The sequence below is a fragment of the Methylobacterium sp. WSM2598 genome (assembly GCF_000379105.1).
Lineage (GTDB): Bacteria > Pseudomonadota > Alphaproteobacteria > Rhizobiales > Beijerinckiaceae > Methylobacterium.
Window position 1 is genome coordinate 2,286,799 of the sequence record NZ_KB900609.1, and the last position, 17,077, is coordinate 2,303,875.

Here is a 17,077-nt window from a genome sequence, read left to right on the forward strand (position 1 = left end):
CGCGGGCGCCTGACGCGGCGTCCCGAAAGGACCGTCCGGGCCTCGTCTCACGCATTCGCGTGGAAGAAGTCGTAGACGGCGCGGGCCGTGGCGGCGTTGACGCCCGGCGTCTTGGCGAGATCCTCCAGGGCCGCGCGCTCGATGGCCTTCACGGTGCCGAAATGGTGCAGGAGGGCGCGCTTGCGCGTCGGCCCGATCCCCGGGATCTCGTCGAGCGGGTTCTTCACCAGCTCGCGCTTGCGCTTGGCCCGATGCGCCCCGATCGCGAAGCGGTGCGCCTCGTCGCGCAGGCGTTGCACGAAGTAGAGCGTCGGGTCGCGGGGCGGCAGCTTGAAGGGCGGCTGACCCTCCACGAAGAAGGTCTCGCGGCCCGCGTCCCGGTCCCGCCCCTTGGCGATGCCGACGAGGGGCACCCCCGTGACGCCGACCTCCGCCAAGGCGGCGCGGGCGGCCTCGAGCTGGCCCTTGCCGCCGTCGATCAGGACGAGGTCCGGCCAGGCCGGGAAGGCGTCCGCATCCGCCGGCTCGGCCTCGCCCTCCTGCCGGGGCGCCTCCTTGACCAGCCGGGCGAAGCGCCGGTGCAGCACCTCGCGCATCATGCCGAAATCGTCGCCCGGCTTCACGTCCGGCGACTTGATGGTGAAGGTCCGGTAATGGGTCTTCATGAACCCGGTCGGCCCGGCGACGATCATGGCGCCGACCGCGTTCGTGCCCATGATGTGGGAATTGTCGTAGACCTCGACCCGCCGCGGCGGCCTCGGCAGGCCGAAAGCCTGGCCCAGCGCCGCCAGCAGCTTGCCCTGCGAGGCGGTATCGGCGAGCCGCCTTGCCAGGGCCTCCCGGGCGTTGCGGGCCGCGTAGTCGATCAGGTTCTTGCGCTCGCCGCGCTTGGGCTGGTGGATCTCGACCCGGGCGTCGATCCGCGTCGAGAGCGCCGCGGCGAGCAGTTCCGCGTCCTCGATCTCGTGCGAGACCAGGATCAGGCGCGGCGCCGGCTTGTCGTCGTAGAACTGGCCGATGAAGGAGCCGAGCACCTCCGAGGCCGACATCGAGCGGTCGGCCTTGGGAAAGTAGGCGCGGTTGCCCCAGTTCTGCCAGTTGCGGAAGAAGAACACCTCGATGCAGAACTGCCCGGCCTGCTCGTCGAGGGCGAAGACGTCGGCCTCCTCGATGTCCTGGGTGTTGACGCCCTGCACGCCCTGGATGGCCGCGAGCGCGGCGATGCGGTCGCGGTAGCGCGCCGCCTTCTCGAATTCCCAGGCCTCGGCGGCGGCCTGCATGTCGGCGGCGAGGCGCTCCTTCACGCTGGTCGACTTCCCCGACAGGAAGGCGCGCGCCTCGTCGGCCAGCAGCGCGTAGTCGGCCGGCGCGATCTCCCCGGTGCAGGGACCCGAACACCGCTTGATCTGGTACAGCAGGCAGGGGCGGCTGCGGTTCTCGTAGTAGCTGTCCGAGCAGGAGCGCAGCAGGAAGGCCCGCTGCAGCGCGTTCACCGTGCGGTTGACCGCCCAGACCGAGGCGAAGGGGCCGAAATAGTGGCCCGGCCGGCGGCGCGCGCCGCGGTGCTTGACGATCTGGGGCGCCTCGGTGTCGGCGGTGAGCAGGATGTAGGGCAGCGACTTGTCGTCCCGCATCAGCACGTTGAAGCGGGGCTTGAGCTGCTTGATCAGGTTGGCTTCGAGCAGCAGCGCCTCGGTCTCGGTGACCGTGGTGACGAACTCCATCGAGGCCGTCTCGGCGATCATCCGGGCGATGCGGTTCGAATGGGCCTGGCCGCGGGCGTAGGAGCCGACGCGGTTCTTCAGGTTCTTGGCCTTGCCGACGTAGAGCACGTCGCCCTTGGCGTCGAGCATGCGGTAGACGCCGGGGGAGGGCGGCAGGGTCGACCAGAAGCGGCGGATCACCTCGGTGCCGGCCTCCACGAGGCCGGCCCCGGCCTGCGGGTCGAAATCGATCTCCGGCGCGTCGTCGCGGGCATCGACCGCGGCGTCCTCGCCGTCGTCGTCGAGGTCGAGGGCGTCGAGCGGTACGTCGTTCCCGGGGATGCGCGTCATCGCCCAGGATTTAGGCGACGGCGCGCGGGGAGGGAAGGGCGGCCCGCGCGCGATCGGGCGTCAGCGCCGGGTCACGACCCAGACCGCGTGGATGAGGCCCGGGATGTAGCCGAACAGGGTCAGGATCACGTTGATGAAGAACTGCAGGCCGAGGCCGACCGTGAACAGCACGCCGACCGGCGGGATGATCACGAGGAGGATGATGCGGATCAGGTCGCCCATGGGGGTCTCCGTGCCGAGGGGGGTCACACCGGCGGTCATTGCTCCTGACCGCCGCGTCGGTTCTCGAATCGTCGCCGAGCCACTGGCTTGCATCGAGACGTCGGGACGATCGATGGCCCGATGCGTCGGCATCCCGGGCGGTCGGTCCAAGGCCAAGCTCCCCTGAGAACGGCCGCGGCGCGCGCCGGTTCCCCTCCGTCACGCGCCTTGGCCGGCTCAATCCCAGATGTCGGCGTTCAGGATCCGGTGGGCGAGGCTGCGGCTCGGTTCCCGGTGCAGGCCGGGCCCCGCCAGGATGAACTCGACCTCGGGCAGGCGCGGCAGGTCGGGATCCGCGATCTCCCGCAGCCCCTCCGGGACGAGGCTGCGCGCCTGCGCCATCAGCCCGAGCCCCGCGAAGGCGGCGGCCCGCAGGCCGCTCAGGCTGGCGCAGGTGCAGGTGATGCGCCAGGGGCGGCTCTCCCGCGCGCAGGCTTCGAGCACGAGCGTGCGGGTCACGCTCGGGGCCGGGAAGGACAGGAAGGAGACCGGCTCGTCGCGCGCCGGCACCGCGTCGGGGAGCCCGCACCAGACCAGCCGGTCGCGCCGCACCGGCAGGCCCTGCGCCTCGCCCAGGCGCCGCTTGCCCAGCACGAGGTCGAGTTCGCCCCGCTCCACCGCCTCGGCGAGGAGGTGCGTGAACGACACGCTCAGTTCGAGATCCACCGACGGGTAGGTGGTCCGGAAATCGCGCAGCACCTCCGCGAGCCGCGTCTGCACGAAATCCTCCGAGGCGCCGAAGCGCAGCCGCCCGCGCACCGCCTGGCCGGCGAGCGTGCGCTCCAGCCGCTCATGCGCGTCGAGCACCGTGCGGGCGAAGCCGAGCACCGCCTCGCCCTCCGGGGTCGGCGCCACCGAGTGGGTGTCGCGGGCGACGAGCCGGCGCCCGAGCTGCGCCTCCAGCCGCTGCACGTGCTGGCTCACCGTGGATTGGCGCAGGCCGAGCTGCTCGGCCGCCCGGCTGAAGCTGCAGCTGCGCAGCACCGCCGTCAGGGTGCGCAGCAGGACGGGATCGATCAGGGGCGCCACCGCCGGTCCTCCTGCATAGACGGCGGGCAGGTTATCGCGTCTCGTGATAGCTGTAATCCCGCGCCGCAGCATTCCGCCTTGTGCGCCGCAGGATTACCTTTAGGTCACCCCCCCGGCCAGGATCCCCCCGATGCGCGCGCGCTTCCGCCCCGATCCCTTCATGCTGATGCTCCTCGCCTGCCTGCTCCTCGGCGCGTTCCTGCCGGTGAGCGGCGGGCTCGCGGAGGGGCTCGGCAGCGTGGCGACCGGCGCGATCGCGCTCCTGTTCTTCCTGCACGGCGCCCGCATCGACCGGCGCACGGCCCTGGCCGGGCTCGTCCATTGGCGGCTCCACCTCGTGGTGCTGGCGACGACGTTCGGGCTCTTCCCGCTCCTCGGCCTCGCGGCGGGCCTGCTCGCGCCGAGCCTGCTGACGCCGGCCCTCGCGGCGGGCGTGCTGTTCCTGTGCGTCCTGCCCTCGACCGTGCAATCGTCGATCGCCTTCACCTCGGTGGCGGGCGGCAACGTGCCGGCGGCGGTCTGCGCCGCCTCGGCCTCGAACATCCTCGGCATGGTCCTGACGCCGCTCCTGGCCTCCCTGCTGTTCCGGGCCCAGGGCGCCTTCGACTGGTCCGGGGCGGGCAAGGTCCTCCTGCAGCTGCTCGCGCCCTTCCTGCTCGGGCAGCTGCTGCGGCCGCGGCTCGCGCCGCTCCTGGCCTCCCGCAAGGGGGTGACCGCCCTCGTCGACCGCGGCTCGATCCTGCTCGTCGTCTACCTCGCCTTCAGCCACGCCAGCGCGAGCGGGCTGTGGTCGCGCACGCCGCTGCCGGCGCTCGCCACCATGCTGCTCGTCGACGGGATCCTGCTCGCGAGCGTGCTCGCCCTGACCGCGGCCGCGAGCCGGCTGCTCGGCTTCTCGCGGGCGGACGAGATCACCATCGTGTTCTGCGGCTCGAAGAAGAGCCTCGTGGCCGGCGTGCCGATGGCGAACGTCCTCTTCGCCGGGCAGGATGTCGGGGGTCTGCTCCTCCCGGTGATGCTGTTCCACCAGATCCAGATCGCGGCCTGCGCCGCCCTGGCCCGGCGCTACGCCGCCCGCGGCGGGAGCTATCGAACGGCCCCGGCGGCGCTTTCCGCGCTGCCGCTGGCGTCCCGTTGAGAATTGATTCACCGCCCGCGCCGATACTCCGGGAGAGCCAGGTTGCGTATCGGCTCCGTTCCCCGAACGACCGGCCCCGTCGCGCCCCCTGCGCGGCGGGGCAGCGGCGCGCCCCGGGCGCATCCCCGGGCGGGGGCCCGCCGCAACGCTCCCTTCACCATCTTGCTTGAGGCGGCGCAGAGGATTTGAGCGGCAGGATCCGGACGGAGCGCGTCCGACCGGAGCCGTCCGATGACCAGTGCCGTCCTGCCCCACCGGGGCCTCGCCGCGCTGCCGCTGCTGCGGGTCCTGCACGGGCTCGGCCTGGCCCTCTTCACGGCCTTCGTCTTCTTCGCGTGCTTCGCCTTCTCGGAGGCCTCGCCCTACGACCTCGTGGCGCTGCCGACCATCGCCCTGTGGCTGCTCCTCGGCATCCGGCTCCATCGCGGCGCGGTGCCCCTGGTCATCCTGCTCACCGTCTTCGTCGGCGCCACCGTGCTGGCCCTGCTGCCCTACCTCGACGAGGAGCGGCCGGTGACCTGGACGGTCCAGCTCTGCTACCTCGCCGTCACCACCCTGTTCTTCGCGATGTTCTTCGCCGACGAGACCGAGCGCCGGGTGGAGCTCGCGCTCAAGGTCTACACGGCGAGCACCCTGTTCTCCGGCGCCCTCGGGATCGGCGGCTACCTCGACCTGATCGGCAACGAGGACCTGTTCAGCAAGTACGGGCGCGCGTCCGGCACCTTCCAGGACCCGAACGTGTTCGGCTCCTTCCTCACGCTCGGTGCCCTCTACCTGATGCACAACCTGATGACCGGGCGCGCGCGGCGGCCGCTGCTGTCGCTCGCCGGCCTGCTGCTGCTGCTGGCCGGCATCTTCCTGTCCTTCTCGCGCGGCTCCTGGGGCGGCACGGTCGTGGCGGTCGCCCTCATGGTGTCGAGCATCTACCGCACCAGCGCCTCGATGGCGCTGCGGCGGCGGATCCTGCGCAGCACGCTGGTCACCCTGGTGCTCGGCGGCCTCGCCCTCGGCGGCCTGCTGTCGATCGGCAGCGTCGCCGAGACCTTCCACAAGCGCGCCGCCGTCACGCAGGATTACGACGAGGGCGAGACCGGACGGTTCGGCAACCAGATGCGCGGCTTCGGCCTGCTGATGGAGGAGCCGATGGGCTTCGGCCCCCTGCGCTGGCGCCTGATCTTCAACCTGGAGCCGCATAATTCCTACCTGGGCGCCTTCGCCAACGGAGGCTGGGTGGCGGGGGCCGCCTTCATCCTGCTCGTCCTCTCGACCGCGCGGGTGGGCTGGCGGCTGATGGCCGAGGCGAGCCCGGTCCGGCGCCACGCCCAGATCGTCGTGCCGGTGCTGATCATGTTCTTCCTGCAGGGATTCCAGATCGACATCGAGAAGTGGCGCCACGTCCACATGATGCTGGGCCTGGTCTGGGCCCTCGAAGCCGCCCGGGTCCGCAGTCGGGGCGGGGGCGCGGTTTCCTCCCGCGTCCAAATGGTCTAGAGGCGGCGCGCGGCCCCGGCGGGCCGGCCGTGACGGCCGCGCCGCCGAACCTCGCCCCTGCGCCGGACGCGGCGCCGGACCCGCGCCGGAGCGGCCGCCCCACGACGACCGGATGTCCGCCGCCATGTCCAACTCCGCGAAGGCCAGTTCCGCCAAGGCCAGTGCCGCCAAGGCCAGCGCCGCCAAGGCCGGCTCCGGGAAGCCCGGCACCCTCAAGCCCCGCCTGCCCCGCGGCCTCGTCGACCGCGGCCCGGCCGAGATCGCCGCGACCCAGCGGATGCTGCAGACCATCCGCGAGAGCTTCGAACTCTACGGCTTCGAGGCGGTGGAGACCCCCTTCATCGAGTACACCGAGGCGCTCGGGAAATTCCTGCCCGACCTCGACCGCCCGAACGAGGGCGTGTTCTCGTTCCAGGACGACGACGAGGCGTGGCTGTCCCTGCGCTACGACCTGACCGCGCCGCTCGCCCGCTACGTCGCCGAGCATTTCGACGCCCTGCCCAAGCCCTACCGCAGCTACCGGGCGGGCTACGTCTTCCGCAACGAGAAGCCGGGGCCCGGCCGCTTCCGCCAGTTCATGCAGTTCGACGCCGACATCGTCGGCGCCCCGACCGTCGCGGCCGATGCGGAGATCTGCATGATGGCCGCCGACACGCTGGAGCGGGTCGGCATCGCCCGCGGCGACTATGTGGTGAAGGTCAACAACCGCAAGGTGCTCGACGGCGTCATGGAGGCGATCGGGCTCGGCGGCGACGACCAGGCCGGGCGCCGCCTCACGGTGCTGCGCGCCATCGACAAGCTCGACCGCCTCGGGGTGGACGGGGTGCGGCTGCTTTTGGGGCCGGGCCGCCGGGACGAGAGCGGCGACTTCACCAAGGGGGCCGGGCTCCCGGACGAGGCGATCGACCGCATCATCCGCTACGTCTCCTTCCAGGCGGCGCCCACGGACGGGGGCGACCGGCTCGCCTTCTGGGAGAATTTCTTCGGCGGCTGGGCCGAGGTGGTGGGCGGCTCCGAGACCGGCCGCCAGGGCATCGCCGAATTGCACGCGATCCTGCGCCTGTGCGAGGCGGCGGGCTACGGCCACGACCGGGTGCGGGCCGACCCCTCGGTGGTGCGCGGCCTCGAATACTACACGGGGCCGGTCTACGAGGCCGAGCTGACCTTCCCGGTCGTGGGCGAGGACGGGCAGACCGTGCGCTTCGGCTCGGTGGCCGGGGGAGGGCGCTACGACGGCCTGGTCGGGCGCTTCCGGGCCGAGCCCGTCCCGGCGACGGGCTTCTCGATCGGCGTGTCGCGCCTGTTCGCGGCCCTGCAGATCGTCGGGAGCCCGATCGTGGCGGGCGCGGCCGGGCCCGGACCCGTGGTGGTGCTGGTGCTCGACCGCGAGGAGATCGCGAGCTACCAGGCCCTGGTCGCCGCCCTGCGCCAGGCCGGCATCCGGTCCGAACTCTATCTCGGGGCCGCCGGCCTCAAAGCGCAGATGAAGTACGCCGACCGCCGCGGCGCGCCGGCCGTGGTGATCCAGGGCAGCGACGAGCGGGCCCGCGGCGAGGTCCAGATCAAGGACCTGATCGAGGGCGCCCGCGCCGCCGAGGCGATCGCCAGCAACGCCGAGTGGAAGGCCGCCCGGCCGGCGCAGTTCTCGGTGCCGGAGGCCGAGATGGTCGCCCGCCTGCGCGAGGTGCTGGGCCGGCATTTCGGGTGAGCCGCGGGGGCGGAGGTCCGCTCGGGGCCCGCCTAAGCAGTCGCGAGGATCGCCGGGGGCGGCCCGGATTGGTACAGGACCTGAGGACGGATCGGTCGACATGACAGGCAACGGAGCCGCGCAACCCAGGACGGCCGCGCACGAGCGGCTGCTCGCCCTGTTCGAAGGGCGGGGCTACGCGCGCGTCGAGCCGCCGGTGCTGCAGCCGGTCGAGCCCTTCCTCGAACTCTCGGGCGAGGACATCCGGCGGCGCATCTTCATCACCCAGGACGAGGCGGGGGCCGAACTCTGCCTGCGGCCCGAATACACGATCCCGGTCGGCCGGCATCACCGCGCCGTGGCGGGCGCCGAGGCCGCCGATTACAGCTATCTGGGCCCGGTCTTCCGTCTGCGCGCGGGGGAGCCGAACGAGTTCCACCAGGCGGGCATCGAGTCGATCGGCCGGGTCGACGTGCCGGCGGCGGACGCGGAGATCCTCGGCCTCGCCGTCGAGGGGCTGGAGCGCCTCGGCCACGGCGAGCCGCGGGTGCGCCTCGGCGACATGGGCCTGATCACCGCGCTCCTCGACGCGCTCGGCGTCGCGCCCGCCGCCAAGCGGCGCTGCCTGCGCGCGATCGCGGCCGGGCGCTCCCTCGACGAGATCGCCGCGCCGGTCCCGGTCGGGGAGGCCCATGCCGGGCTCCTCAGCGCGATCCAGGGCCAGGACCCGCAGGGCGTGCGCGCCTTCGTGGAGGACGTGCTCGCCATCGCGGGCATCAGCCGGGTCGGCGGGCGCAGCGCGGGCGAGATCGCCGAGCGCTTCCTCGCCAAGGCGGCGGCCCATGCGGGCGGCGGGGCGGGGCTCGGCGGCGAGGCCCGCGCGGTGATCGAGGGCTACCTCGCCCTCACGGGCGATCCCGACCGGGCCGCCGCCGGCCTGCGCGACCTCGTCGCCTCGGCCGGGCTCTCCGCCCCATCCCTGCGCGAGGCGGTCGCCCTGTTCGAGGAGCGCAACGGCTTCATCGCGGCGAGCGGCCTGCCCCTCGACCGCTTCACCTTCTCGGGCCGCTTCGCCCGCAACCTCGACTATTATACGGGCTTCATCTTCGAGATCACCGTCCCGGAGGGCGAGCGCCCGGTGGTGGGCGGCGGGCGCTACGACGGCCTGCTGCAGCATCTCGGCAGCCCGGAGCCCCTGCCGGCGGTCGGCTGCTCGTTCTGGCTCGACCGCCTCAGCGCCCGGGAGAGCGCCCGATGACCCGTGCCGACGGTCCCCTGGTCCTGGCGGTGCCCTCGAAGGGGCGCCTGCAGGAGAACGCCGCCGCCTTCTTCGCCCGGGCCGGCCTCGTCCTCGCCCAGACCAGCGGCGCCCGCGACTATCGCGGCCGCCTCAAGGGCGTGGCGGACGTGGAGGTGCGCTACCTCTCGGCCTCGGAGATCGCCGGCCAGCTCGCCAGCGGCGCGGCCCATCTGGGCGTGACCGGCGAGGACCTGATCCGCGAGACCCTGCCGGATTCCGGCGCCCAGGTGGAGCTGCTGACGCCGCTCGGCTTCGGCAACGCCACCGTGGTGGTGGCCGTGCCGCAGGCCTGGATCGACGTGCGCACCATGAGCGACCTCGACGAGGTCGCCACCGACATGCGCCTGCGCCACGGCAAGCGGCTGCGCATCGCCACGAAATACGTCAACCTCACCCGCCGCTTCTTCGCCCGGCACGGGGTCGCGGATTACCGCATCGTCGAGAGCCTCGGCGCGACCGAGGGCGCGCCGGCCGCGGGCAGCGCCGAGATCGTGGTCGACATCACCACGACGGGCGCCACCCTCACGGCCAACGCCCTCAAGGTGCTGGACGACGGCGTCATCCTGCGCTCGGAGGCGAACCTCGTCGCCTCGCTCGGCGCCTCCTGGGGGCCGACCGCGCGGGCGGCCGTCCAGGCGGTGCTCGGCCGCATCAGCGCCGAGGAGCGGGCGCGCACGAGCCGCGAGGTCCGGGCCGGGATGCCCGCGGCCCCGATCGACCTCGCGGCCCTCGCCGCCGCCCACCAGGCCGAACTGCCCTACGGCCTGCCGGAGGGGCGGGCCGAGATCGTCCTGCGCTGCCCGGGCGAGGCGGTCTTCGACCTCGCCGAGGCGCTCGCCCGGGCCGGGGCGCTCGGGGTCAGCGTGCGCCGCGTCGACTACGCCTTCGCGGCCGAGAACCCGCTGATCGAGCGCCTCCTCGCCCGGATCGGACCGTGAGCCGCGACCTGGAGGCGCTGCCGGTCCTGCGCACGGCGCGGCTGCGGCTGGCGCGGCTCGCCGAAGCCGACGCGCCCGCCCTGCAGCGGCTCACCGACGACCCGGCCATCACCGGGGCCATCCACTTCCTGCCCTCGCCCTTCGCCATCGCGGAGGCGCGCGCCCTGATCGCCGGGGCCGACGGCGGCCGGGACCGCTTCCTCGGCGCGTGGCGTTGCGCCGACGAGACCCTGGTCGGCGTGCTCGGGGCGCATCTGCGCGGCGACGACCGGGTCGAGATCGGCTACTGGTTCGCGCCCGCCGCGCAGGGCAGGGGCCTCGCCCGCGAGGCGGCCGCCGCCCTCGTCGCGGCTTTGCGCCAGGCTGTGCCCGGGCGCCTCCCGGTGGCGGAATGCCGGGAGGACAATCAGCGCTCGTGGCGCCTGCTCCACGCCCTCGGCTTCCGGGCGTCGGGAGAGAGCGGCAGCCGGCCGGGGCGGAGACTCCTGGTCTGGGAGCGGGGCTAGGCAGAGCGGCTCGGCCGACAGGATCGCGGTCCGGGTGTCGAGGCTGCCGATCGCGCGCGGAGGCCGCGAGGCCCGGACCTGCGCCGCATCGAGAGAGGCGTGCGGCGCGGCGCCCCGCTACTCGGCCGCCTCGGCGAGGACCGTGCCGGCCCGGGGCAGGCCGAGCGCGTCCCAGACCTCCACCAGCGCCGCCGTCAGCCGCGCGATGTCAGCCTCGTCGTGGAACGGCGACGGCGTGATCCGCAGGCGCTCCGTCCCCCGCGGCACCGTCGGGTAGTTGATCGGCTGGATGTAGATCCCGTGCCGCTCCAGCAGCCGGTCCGCCGCCGCCTTGCAGCGCTCCGCATCCCCCACCATCACCGGCACGATGTGCGTCGGCGTCGCCAGAACCGGAAGACCCGCCCCCGCCAGCGCCGCCTTCGTGCGCGCCGCCTGGCGCTGATGCGCCGCCCGCTCCGCCCCCGAGCGCTTCAGGTGACGGATCGAGGCCGTCGCCGCCGCCGCGATCGCCGGCGGCAGCGCCGTGGTGAAGATGAAGCCCGGCGCGTGGCTGCGCACCGCGTCGCACAGCACCGCGCTCCCGGCGATGTAGCCGCCCACCACCCCGAAGCCCTTGGCCAGGGTGCCCTCGATCACGTCGAGCCGGTGCATCACCCCGTCGCGCTCGGCGATCCCCGCCCCGCGCGGCCCGTAGAGCCCGACCGCGTGCACCTCGTCGATGTAGGTCATCGCCCCGTAGCGCGCGGCGAGGTCGCAGATCGCCGCGATCGGGGCGACGTCGCCGTCCATGGAGTAGACGCTCTCGAAGGCGATCAGCTTGGGCCGGGCGCCGGCCTCGGCCAGCAGCGCCTCGAGATGGGCGAGGTCGTTGTGGCGGAACACGCGCTTGTCGCAGCCGGACTGGCGCACGCCCTCGATCATCGAATTGTGGTTGTAGGCGTCGGACAGGATCAGGCAGTCGGGGATCAGCCGGGCCAGGGTGGCGATGCCGGTCTGGTTGGAGACGTAGCCGGAGGTGAAGACCAGGGCGGCCTCCTTGCCGTGGAGGTCGGCGAGTTCGCGCTCGAGGTCGACCAGCGGGGAGGAGGTGCCGGCGATGTTGCGGGTGCCGCCGGCGCCGACGCCGCAGCGGGCGGCGGTCCGGGTGAGGGCCTGGACGACGTCGGGGTGCTGGCCCATGCCGAGGTAGTCGTTGGAGCACCAGACGGTGATGTCGCGGCAGCTGCCGTCGGGCAGGCGCCAGCGGGCGACCGGGAAGCGGCCGGCGACGCGCTCGATGTCGGCGAAGACGCGGTAGCGGCGCTCGTCGTGCAGGCGGTCCACGGCGGAGCGGAAGATGGCCTGGTAATCGGTCTGAGGCATCAGGATCCCTTCGGCTCGCCGGAATGCGCGACGGGGCACGCTTCTGCCCGGGTCACGCCTTGATCTCGCTCAAATCCGGCTGGCTTTGTAACTGGATCAGGGTAAGGCGGGGTGCGCCGTATCTGACTCCTCCGGGGCGGGGGAGGAAGGCCAAATGCGCGACGGCGACGATGGGTCGCGAGATGGACGAGAGAGCCAAGGACGACCGGGCCGAGCGCCTGAAGGCGGCGCTGCGGGACAACCTCAAGCGCCGCAAGGCGCAGGCCCGCGGGCGGGCGGGGGCAGAGGCGCCGCGCCCGGCCGAGGCGGATCCGCCGGACCGGCCCGAGCGTTGAGAAGCGTGGCCTTAAGGCCGCGAGTGGATGATGGCGTGCGCGGATGCGCGGAGGCGCGGCGCGGGCGGGACGACTTCAGGCGCAGGACGGCCGCGCGTGACGGGCGCGGCCCGTTTCAGGGAACGCAGATGGATCGAATTCACATCACGGGCGGCGCACCGCTCCAGGGCGAGATCCCGATCTCGGGCGCCAAGAACGCGGCGCTGCCGCTGATGATCGCGAGCCTCCTGACCGGCGAGACGGTCGAACTCGCCAACGTGCCGCGCCTCGCCGACATCGCCTCGCTCCTGCGCATCCTCGGCAATCACGGCGTCGACCACATGGTGGTCGGCAAGCGCCCCGGCCAGACCAGCGAGACCGGCCAGACCATCCGCCTCACGGCGAGCAACGTGATCGACACGACGGCGCCCTACGAACTCGTCTCCACCATGCGGGCGAGCTTCTGGGTCGTGGCGCCGCTCCTCGCCCGCTTCGGCGAGGCGAAGGTCTCGATGCCGGGCGGCTGCGCCATCGGCACCCGGCCGGTGGACCTGCTGCTCATGGCGCTGGAGCGGCTCGGCGCCTCGATCGAGATCGACGGCGGCTACGTCGTCGCCCGCACCCGCAACGGCCTGCGCGGGGCCGAGATCGTCTTCCCGAAGGTGACGGTGGGCGGCACCCACGTCGCCCTGATGGCGGCCGCCCTCGCCCAGGGCACCAGCGTGATCGAGAACGCCGCCCGCGAGCCCGAGGTGGTCGACCTCGCTGCCTGCCTGACCAAGATGGGCGCCCGCATCGAGGGCGTCGGCACTCCGCGGATCGTGGTCGAGGGCGTCTCGCGCCTCGGCGGCGCCCGCCACGAGGTGCTGCCGGACCGGATCGAGACCGGCACCTACGCGATGGCGGTCGCGATGACCGGCGGGGACGTGATCCTGCGCGACACCAGGGCGGAACTGCTCCACAGCGCCCTCGACGTGCTGGCGACCACCGGCACCGAGGTGACGGCCCTGCCGGACGGCATCCGGGTGCGCCGCAACGGCGCGGGCGTGGCGGCGGTCGACGTCACCACCGACCCGTTCCCCGGCTTCCCGACCGACCTGCAGGCCCAGTTCATGGCCCTGATGACCCGGGCCCGGGGCCAGTCCCGCATCCGCGAGACGATCTTCGAGAACCGCTTCATGCACGTCCAGGAACTCGCCCGGCTCGGCGCCCGCATCCGCCTGGACGGGGATCTCGCGGTGGTGGACGGGGTCGAGCGCCTGAAGGGCGCGCCCGTGATGGCGACCGACCTGCGCGCCTCGGTGTCGCTGGTGATCGCCGGCCTCGCCGCCGAGGGCGAGACGACCATCAACCGGGTCTACCACCTCGACCGCGGCTTCGAGGCCCTGGAGGCCAAGCTCGGCCGCTGCGGCGCCCAGATCCGGCGCGAGCGGGCCTGAGCCGGGGGCGGGCGCGGCCCGCCCCGACCGTCGTCCTCAGTAGCCGATCTGGCCGCGCTTCAGGCCGAAGCCCGGGATCTCGCAGCCGCAGGGCGCGTTGATCGGCCCCGGCCGGGTCGGGCAATTGCCGCGCGCCGTCACGCAGATGCGCCCGAACCCCTCCCGCCGCAGCGCGCGCTCGCGTCCGTAATAGTAGCCCTCGGGGCCGCGCCGCGGCCGCTCGTACTCCTCGCGGAACTCGCGGCGGCGCGGGCGGTCGTACCCGTCGCCGTAATACTGGGCGAGGGCAGGGGCGATGCCGCCGCCGAGGGTCAGTGCGGCGAGGGCCGCGAGCGTCACAGGTCTCACGCGTGGTCTCCTGTCATGCCGGGCAGATCTAACGGCAACGAGATGAACGGTGGGTGAGCCGGCGGGGGCGGTTGTTCGGGGCGGGGGCCGTCGCTACCTACCAGGAGTAGAGGCCCCGGGACCGGACTTCGCCCGGCGGCCGGCCCCCTGCCTGAAGGACGCCGACAGTGAAGGACGCGGAGATGGAGCTTCTGAAGCTCGCTGCCCTCGACGCCGACGACCTCGCGGTCATCTCGGCCCATCTGCAGGACGCCGTCCTGCGGGCGGGCGACCTCGCCTACCTGCCCCGCGAGCGTCGCTTCGCCCTCGTGGCGCGCCGGTTCGACTGGACCGCCCCGGACGGCGCCCCGCCGCGGCGGCGCCTGACCGGGCTGCATTTCGACCGGGTGATGGCGGTGCGCTGCCGCGGCATCCCGCGCGAGACGCCCGACGCCGCGATGGAACTCCTCGCCATCACCTTCGAGCCCGGCGAGGCGCCCTCCGGCACCGCGACGCTGGTCTTCGCGGGCGGCGGCGCCATCCGGCTCGAGCTCGAATGCATCGAGGCCGGCATGCGGGATCTCGGCCCGGTCTGGGGGGCGGAGAGCCGCCCAGTCCACCCGATCCCGCTCGACGCGGCCTGAGACCGCTCCCCCGCAGCGCGCGGCCGCGGGTCTGGCAGCCCCCGTCCCGGGCGATCCGGCGCGGGGTCGGTCCCGTCCATCCTCCGCCTGGACAGGACCGGCATTCTCTGCCAGTGGGCGCGACCGACCCCGGCTCCCGCCTCCGGACATCCCGATGCTGCGCCTCGATTCCCGCGCCCCCACCTTCGACGCCGACTTCGCCCGCCTGCTCACGGTCAAGCGCGAGGTGGCGGAGGATGTCGACGAGGCCGTGCGGGCGATCATCGCCGCGGTGGCGCGGGAGGGCGACGCCGCCCTCGTCGCCTATACCCGGCGCTTCGACGGCCGCGGCGCCGACTTCACCGAGGCCTCGATCCGGGTCACGCAAGCGGAGGTGGACGCGGCAGTCGCGGCCTCCCCCCGCGAGGCGCTCGACGCCCTCCACCTCGCCCGGGAGCGGATCGAGGCCTATCACCGGGCGCAGCGCCCCGCCGACCACCGGGAGACGGACGCGCTCGGCGTCACCCTCGGCTGGCGCTGGACCGCCCTCGAATCCGTCGGCCTCTACGTGCCGGGCGGGACGGCGAGCTACCCGTCCTCGGTTCTGATGAACGCGATCCCCGCCAAGGTCGCGGGCGTGCCGCGCCTCGCCATGGTGGTGCCGACGCCGGGCGGCGTGACCAACCCGCTCGTGCTCGCCGCGGCCCGGATCGCCGGCGTCGACGAGATCTTCCGGGTCGGGGGCGCGCAGGCGGTGGCGGCCCTGGCCTACGGCACGGCGACGATCGCGCCCGTCGCCAAGATCGTCGGCCCCGGCAACGCCTACGTGGCGGCGGCCAAGCGCCGGGTCTTCGGGCAGGTCGGGATCGACATGATCGCCGGGCCGTCCGAGGTGCTGATCCTCGCCGACGAGGGCGCCAATCCCGAATGGGTCGCCGCCGACCTCCTGGCCCAGGCCGAGCACGACCCGGCCGCGCAGGCGATCCTGATCACCGACAGCGACGCCCTGGCGGAGGCCGTGGCGGCGGCGGTGGAGGGCCAGCTCGCGACGCTGGCGCGGGCAGCGATCGCCCGGGCGAGCTGGCGCGACTACGGCGCCATCGTGCGGGTGGCGCGCCTCGCGGACGCGATCCCCCTCGTCGACCGCCTCGCCCCGGAGCACCTGGAGATCGAGGCGCGGGACGCCGAGGCCCTGGGCGCGCGGGTGCGCAATGCGGGGGCGATCTTCCTCGGCGCCCACACCCCGGAGGCGATCGGCGACTATGTCGGCGGGCCGAACCACGTGCTGCCGACCGCGCGCTCGGCGCGGTTCTCCTCCGGGCTCGGCGTCCTCGACTTCATGAAGCGCACCTCGATCCTGTCCTGCTCGCCGGAGGCCCTGCGGGCGCTGGGCCCGGCCGCGGTGACGCTCGGCCGCGCCGAGGGCCTCGACGGCCATGCCCGCTCGGTCGCCATCCGCCTGAACCTCTGACGCCGCCGGCTTGCGCGGGCGCGCGCTTGCGCGTCAGGTAGCGCCACGCCGCGGCGACCCAAAGACCAATCCGGGGACCAGAACCGATGTCGAGCGATGCTCCCGATCCGCGCCGGCGCCTTGCGGCGGTCAAGCTCGACGAGGACTCGATCGGGCGGGGCAACCCGGACCAGGAGCACGAGCGCGCCATCGCGATCTACGACATACTGGAATCCAACCACTTCGCCGTCGCCAACCACGACGGCGGCCCCTACGCGCTGCGGCTCGGCCTCGTCGAGAACAAGCTCGCCTTCGCGATCTCGACCGCGGACGGCGCCCCGGTGATGACGCATCTCCTGTCGCTGACGCCGTTCCGGGGCGTGATCCGCGACTACGAGATGATCTGCGACAGCTACTTCAAGGCGATCCGGACCGCCTCCCCGAGCCAGATCGAGGCGATCGACATGGGTCGGCGCGGGGTCCACAACGAGGCGTCGGAACTGCTCAAGCAGCGCCTCGACGGCAAGGTCGAGGTCGACCACGACACCGCGCGCCGCCTCTTCACCCTCATCTTCGCCCTGCACTGGAAGGGCTGACGCCGGATGGGCGAGGCGGCCGCGACCGGGGGCGGGCCGTGACCGGCGCCCCGGGCGATCCGGCGGCGAGGGCCGGCCGGCGGGTGCAATCCGTGCTGTTCGTCTGCAACTTCAACGCCGTGCGCTCCGCGGCGGCGGAGGCGCTGGCCCGGCACTATTTCGGCCGCTCGGTCTACGTCCAATCCGCCGGCGTGCGCTCCGGCGAGCCGACCGACCCGTTCATGATCGCGGCCCTCGACGAGATCGGGATCGACGCGCACCGCCACCGGCCCCGCACCCTGGAGGAGCTGGAGGAGTGGGAGGGGCTGAACTTCGACCTCATCATCTCCCTGTCGCCGGAGGCCCACCACGCCGCCCTCGAACTGACCCGCACCGTGGCGGCCGAGGTCGAGTACTGGCCGACCCCGGACCCGACCGCGAGCCAGGGCTCGCGGGAGCAGCGGCTCGACGCCTACCGCGAAGTGCGCGACGGGCTGGCGGCGCGGATCCGCAAGCGGCTGCGCTGAGCCGGGCTCGCCCTTGCCCCCCTGCGAGCCGGGCTCGCCCTTGCCCCCCTGCGAGC

At 73.4% G+C, this 17,077-nt stretch carries 17 protein-coding genes; 12 read left to right on the plus strand and 5 right to left on the minus strand.

All coding sequences use genetic code 11. The annotated features are described in order from the left end of the window. Nucleotides 1–47: 47 nt before the first annotated feature. From uvrC to MET2598_RS0110725, 3 genes are all read right to left on the minus strand, one after another. Nucleotides 48–2,054, minus strand: a complete 2,007-nt coding sequence (gene uvrC, locus MET2598_RS0110715; protein ID WP_018260831.1) for an excinuclease ABC subunit UvrC — start codon at nt 2,052–2,054, stop codon at nt 48–50. 60 nt (nt 2,055–2,114) lie between these two features. After that, the gene (locus MET2598_RS36295; RefSeq protein ID WP_083784669.1) at nt 2,115–2,276 is read right to left on the minus strand and encodes a YqaE/Pmp3 family membrane protein; all 162 of its coding nucleotides are present in this window, start codon (nt 2,274–2,276) and stop codon (nt 2,115–2,117) included. A gap of 216 nt (nt 2,277–2,492) precedes the next feature. Beyond that, on the minus strand, nt 2,493–3,344 hold the full coding sequence (locus MET2598_RS0110725) for a LysR substrate-binding domain-containing protein (protein WP_018260833.1): 852 nt from the start codon (nt 3,342–3,344) through the stop codon (nt 2,493–2,495). Nucleotides 3,345–3,474: 130 nt separating this feature from the next. On the opposite strand from MET2598_RS0110725, the gene MET2598_RS0110730 reads away from it, so the two are divergent. The 6 genes from MET2598_RS0110730 to MET2598_RS0110755 all read left to right on the plus strand — a co-directional run bounded on the left by MET2598_RS0110730 (nt 3,475) and on the right by MET2598_RS0110755 (nt 10,404). Continuing rightward, the gene (locus MET2598_RS0110730; RefSeq protein ID WP_012332494.1) at nt 3,475–4,482 is read left to right on the plus strand and encodes a bile acid:sodium symporter family protein; all 1,008 of its coding nucleotides are present in this window, start codon (nt 3,475–3,477) and stop codon (nt 4,480–4,482) included. A gap of 231 nt (nt 4,483–4,713) precedes the next feature. After that, nucleotides 4,714–5,973, plus strand: a complete 1,260-nt coding sequence (locus MET2598_RS0110735; protein WP_018260834.1) for an O-antigen ligase family protein — start codon at nt 4,714–4,716, stop codon at nt 5,971–5,973. Nucleotides 5,974–6,097: 124 nt separating this feature from the next. Continuing rightward, the gene (gene hisS, locus MET2598_RS0110740; protein WP_018260835.1) at nt 6,098–7,681 is read left to right on the plus strand and encodes a histidine--tRNA ligase; all 1,584 of its coding nucleotides are present in this window, start codon (nt 6,098–6,100) and stop codon (nt 7,679–7,681) included. A gap of 100 nt (nt 7,682–7,781) precedes the next feature. Then, a complete protein-coding gene (locus tag MET2598_RS0110745) occupies nt 7,782–8,918 on the plus strand; it encodes an ATP phosphoribosyltransferase regulatory subunit (RefSeq protein ID WP_012332491.1) in 1,137 nt (378 codons plus the stop codon). Continuing rightward, nucleotides 8,915–9,898, plus strand: a complete 984-nt coding sequence (gene hisG, locus MET2598_RS0110750; RefSeq protein ID WP_012332490.1) for an ATP phosphoribosyltransferase — start codon at nt 8,915–8,917, stop codon at nt 9,896–9,898. Before MET2598_RS0110745 ends, hisG begins: the two co-directional genes overlap by 4 nt. Beyond that, nucleotides 9,895–10,404, plus strand: coding sequence for a GNAT family N-acetyltransferase (locus MET2598_RS0110755; protein ID WP_018260836.1), 510 nt, complete (start codon nt 9,895–9,897; stop codon nt 10,402–10,404). Before hisG ends, MET2598_RS0110755 begins: the two co-directional genes overlap by 4 nt. A 117-nt stretch (nt 10,405–10,521) precedes the next feature. On the opposite strand, the gene hemA is transcribed toward MET2598_RS0110755, so the two are convergent. After that, nucleotides 10,522–11,766, minus strand: a complete 1,245-nt coding sequence (gene hemA / locus MET2598_RS0110760) for a 5-aminolevulinate synthase (protein WP_018260837.1) — start codon at nt 11,764–11,766, stop codon at nt 10,522–10,524. A 182-nt stretch (nt 11,767–11,948) separates the two neighbouring features. Between hemA and MET2598_RS42135 the strand changes: the two genes are divergently transcribed. Both MET2598_RS42135 and murA read left to right on the plus strand, forming a co-directional pair. Then, complete coding sequence (locus MET2598_RS42135) at nt 11,949–12,101, plus strand: hypothetical protein (protein WP_018260838.1); 153 nt, start codon at nt 11,949–11,951, stop codon at nt 12,099–12,101. 128 nt (nt 12,102–12,229) lie between these two features. After that, nucleotides 12,230–13,519 carry a UDP-N-acetylglucosamine 1-carboxyvinyltransferase gene (gene murA, locus MET2598_RS0110770; protein WP_012332486.1) on the plus strand — a complete coding sequence of 430 codons (1,290 nt, stop codon included), beginning with the start codon at nt 12,230–12,232 and terminating at the stop codon, nt 13,517–13,519. 36 nt (nt 13,520–13,555) lie between these two features. On the opposite strand, the gene MET2598_RS0110775 is transcribed toward murA, so the two are convergent. Then, on the minus strand, nt 13,556–13,867 hold the full coding sequence (locus MET2598_RS0110775; RefSeq protein WP_415926906.1) for a hypothetical protein: 312 nt from the start codon (nt 13,865–13,867) through the stop codon (nt 13,556–13,558). 182 nt (nt 13,868–14,049) lie between these two features. Between MET2598_RS0110775 and MET2598_RS0110780 the strand changes: the two genes are divergently transcribed. The 4 genes from MET2598_RS0110780 (at nt 14,050) to MET2598_RS0110795 (ending at nt 17,021) form a co-directional block, all read left to right on the plus strand. Continuing rightward, on the plus strand, nt 14,050–14,490 hold the full coding sequence (locus tag MET2598_RS0110780) for a DUF2948 family protein (protein ID WP_026190649.1): 441 nt from the start codon (nt 14,050–14,052) through the stop codon (nt 14,488–14,490). Nucleotides 14,491–14,644: 154 nt separating this feature from the next. Further along, the gene (hisD, locus tag MET2598_RS0110785; protein ID WP_012332483.1) at nt 14,645–15,940 is read left to right on the plus strand and encodes a histidinol dehydrogenase; all 1,296 of its coding nucleotides are present in this window, start codon (nt 14,645–14,647) and stop codon (nt 15,938–15,940) included. A gap of 86 nt (nt 15,941–16,026) precedes the next feature. Then, the gene (locus MET2598_RS0110790; protein ID WP_018260840.1) at nt 16,027–16,515 is read left to right on the plus strand and encodes a UPF0262 family protein; all 489 of its coding nucleotides are present in this window, start codon (nt 16,027–16,029) and stop codon (nt 16,513–16,515) included. Between the two features lie 38 nt (nt 16,516–16,553). Beyond that, nucleotides 16,554–17,021: an arsenate-mycothiol transferase ArsC gene (locus tag MET2598_RS0110795; protein WP_012332481.1), complete on the plus strand. Its 468-nt coding sequence runs from the start codon at nt 16,554–16,556 to the stop codon at nt 17,019–17,021. The last annotated feature ends 56 nt before the right edge of the window (nt 17,022–17,077 follow it).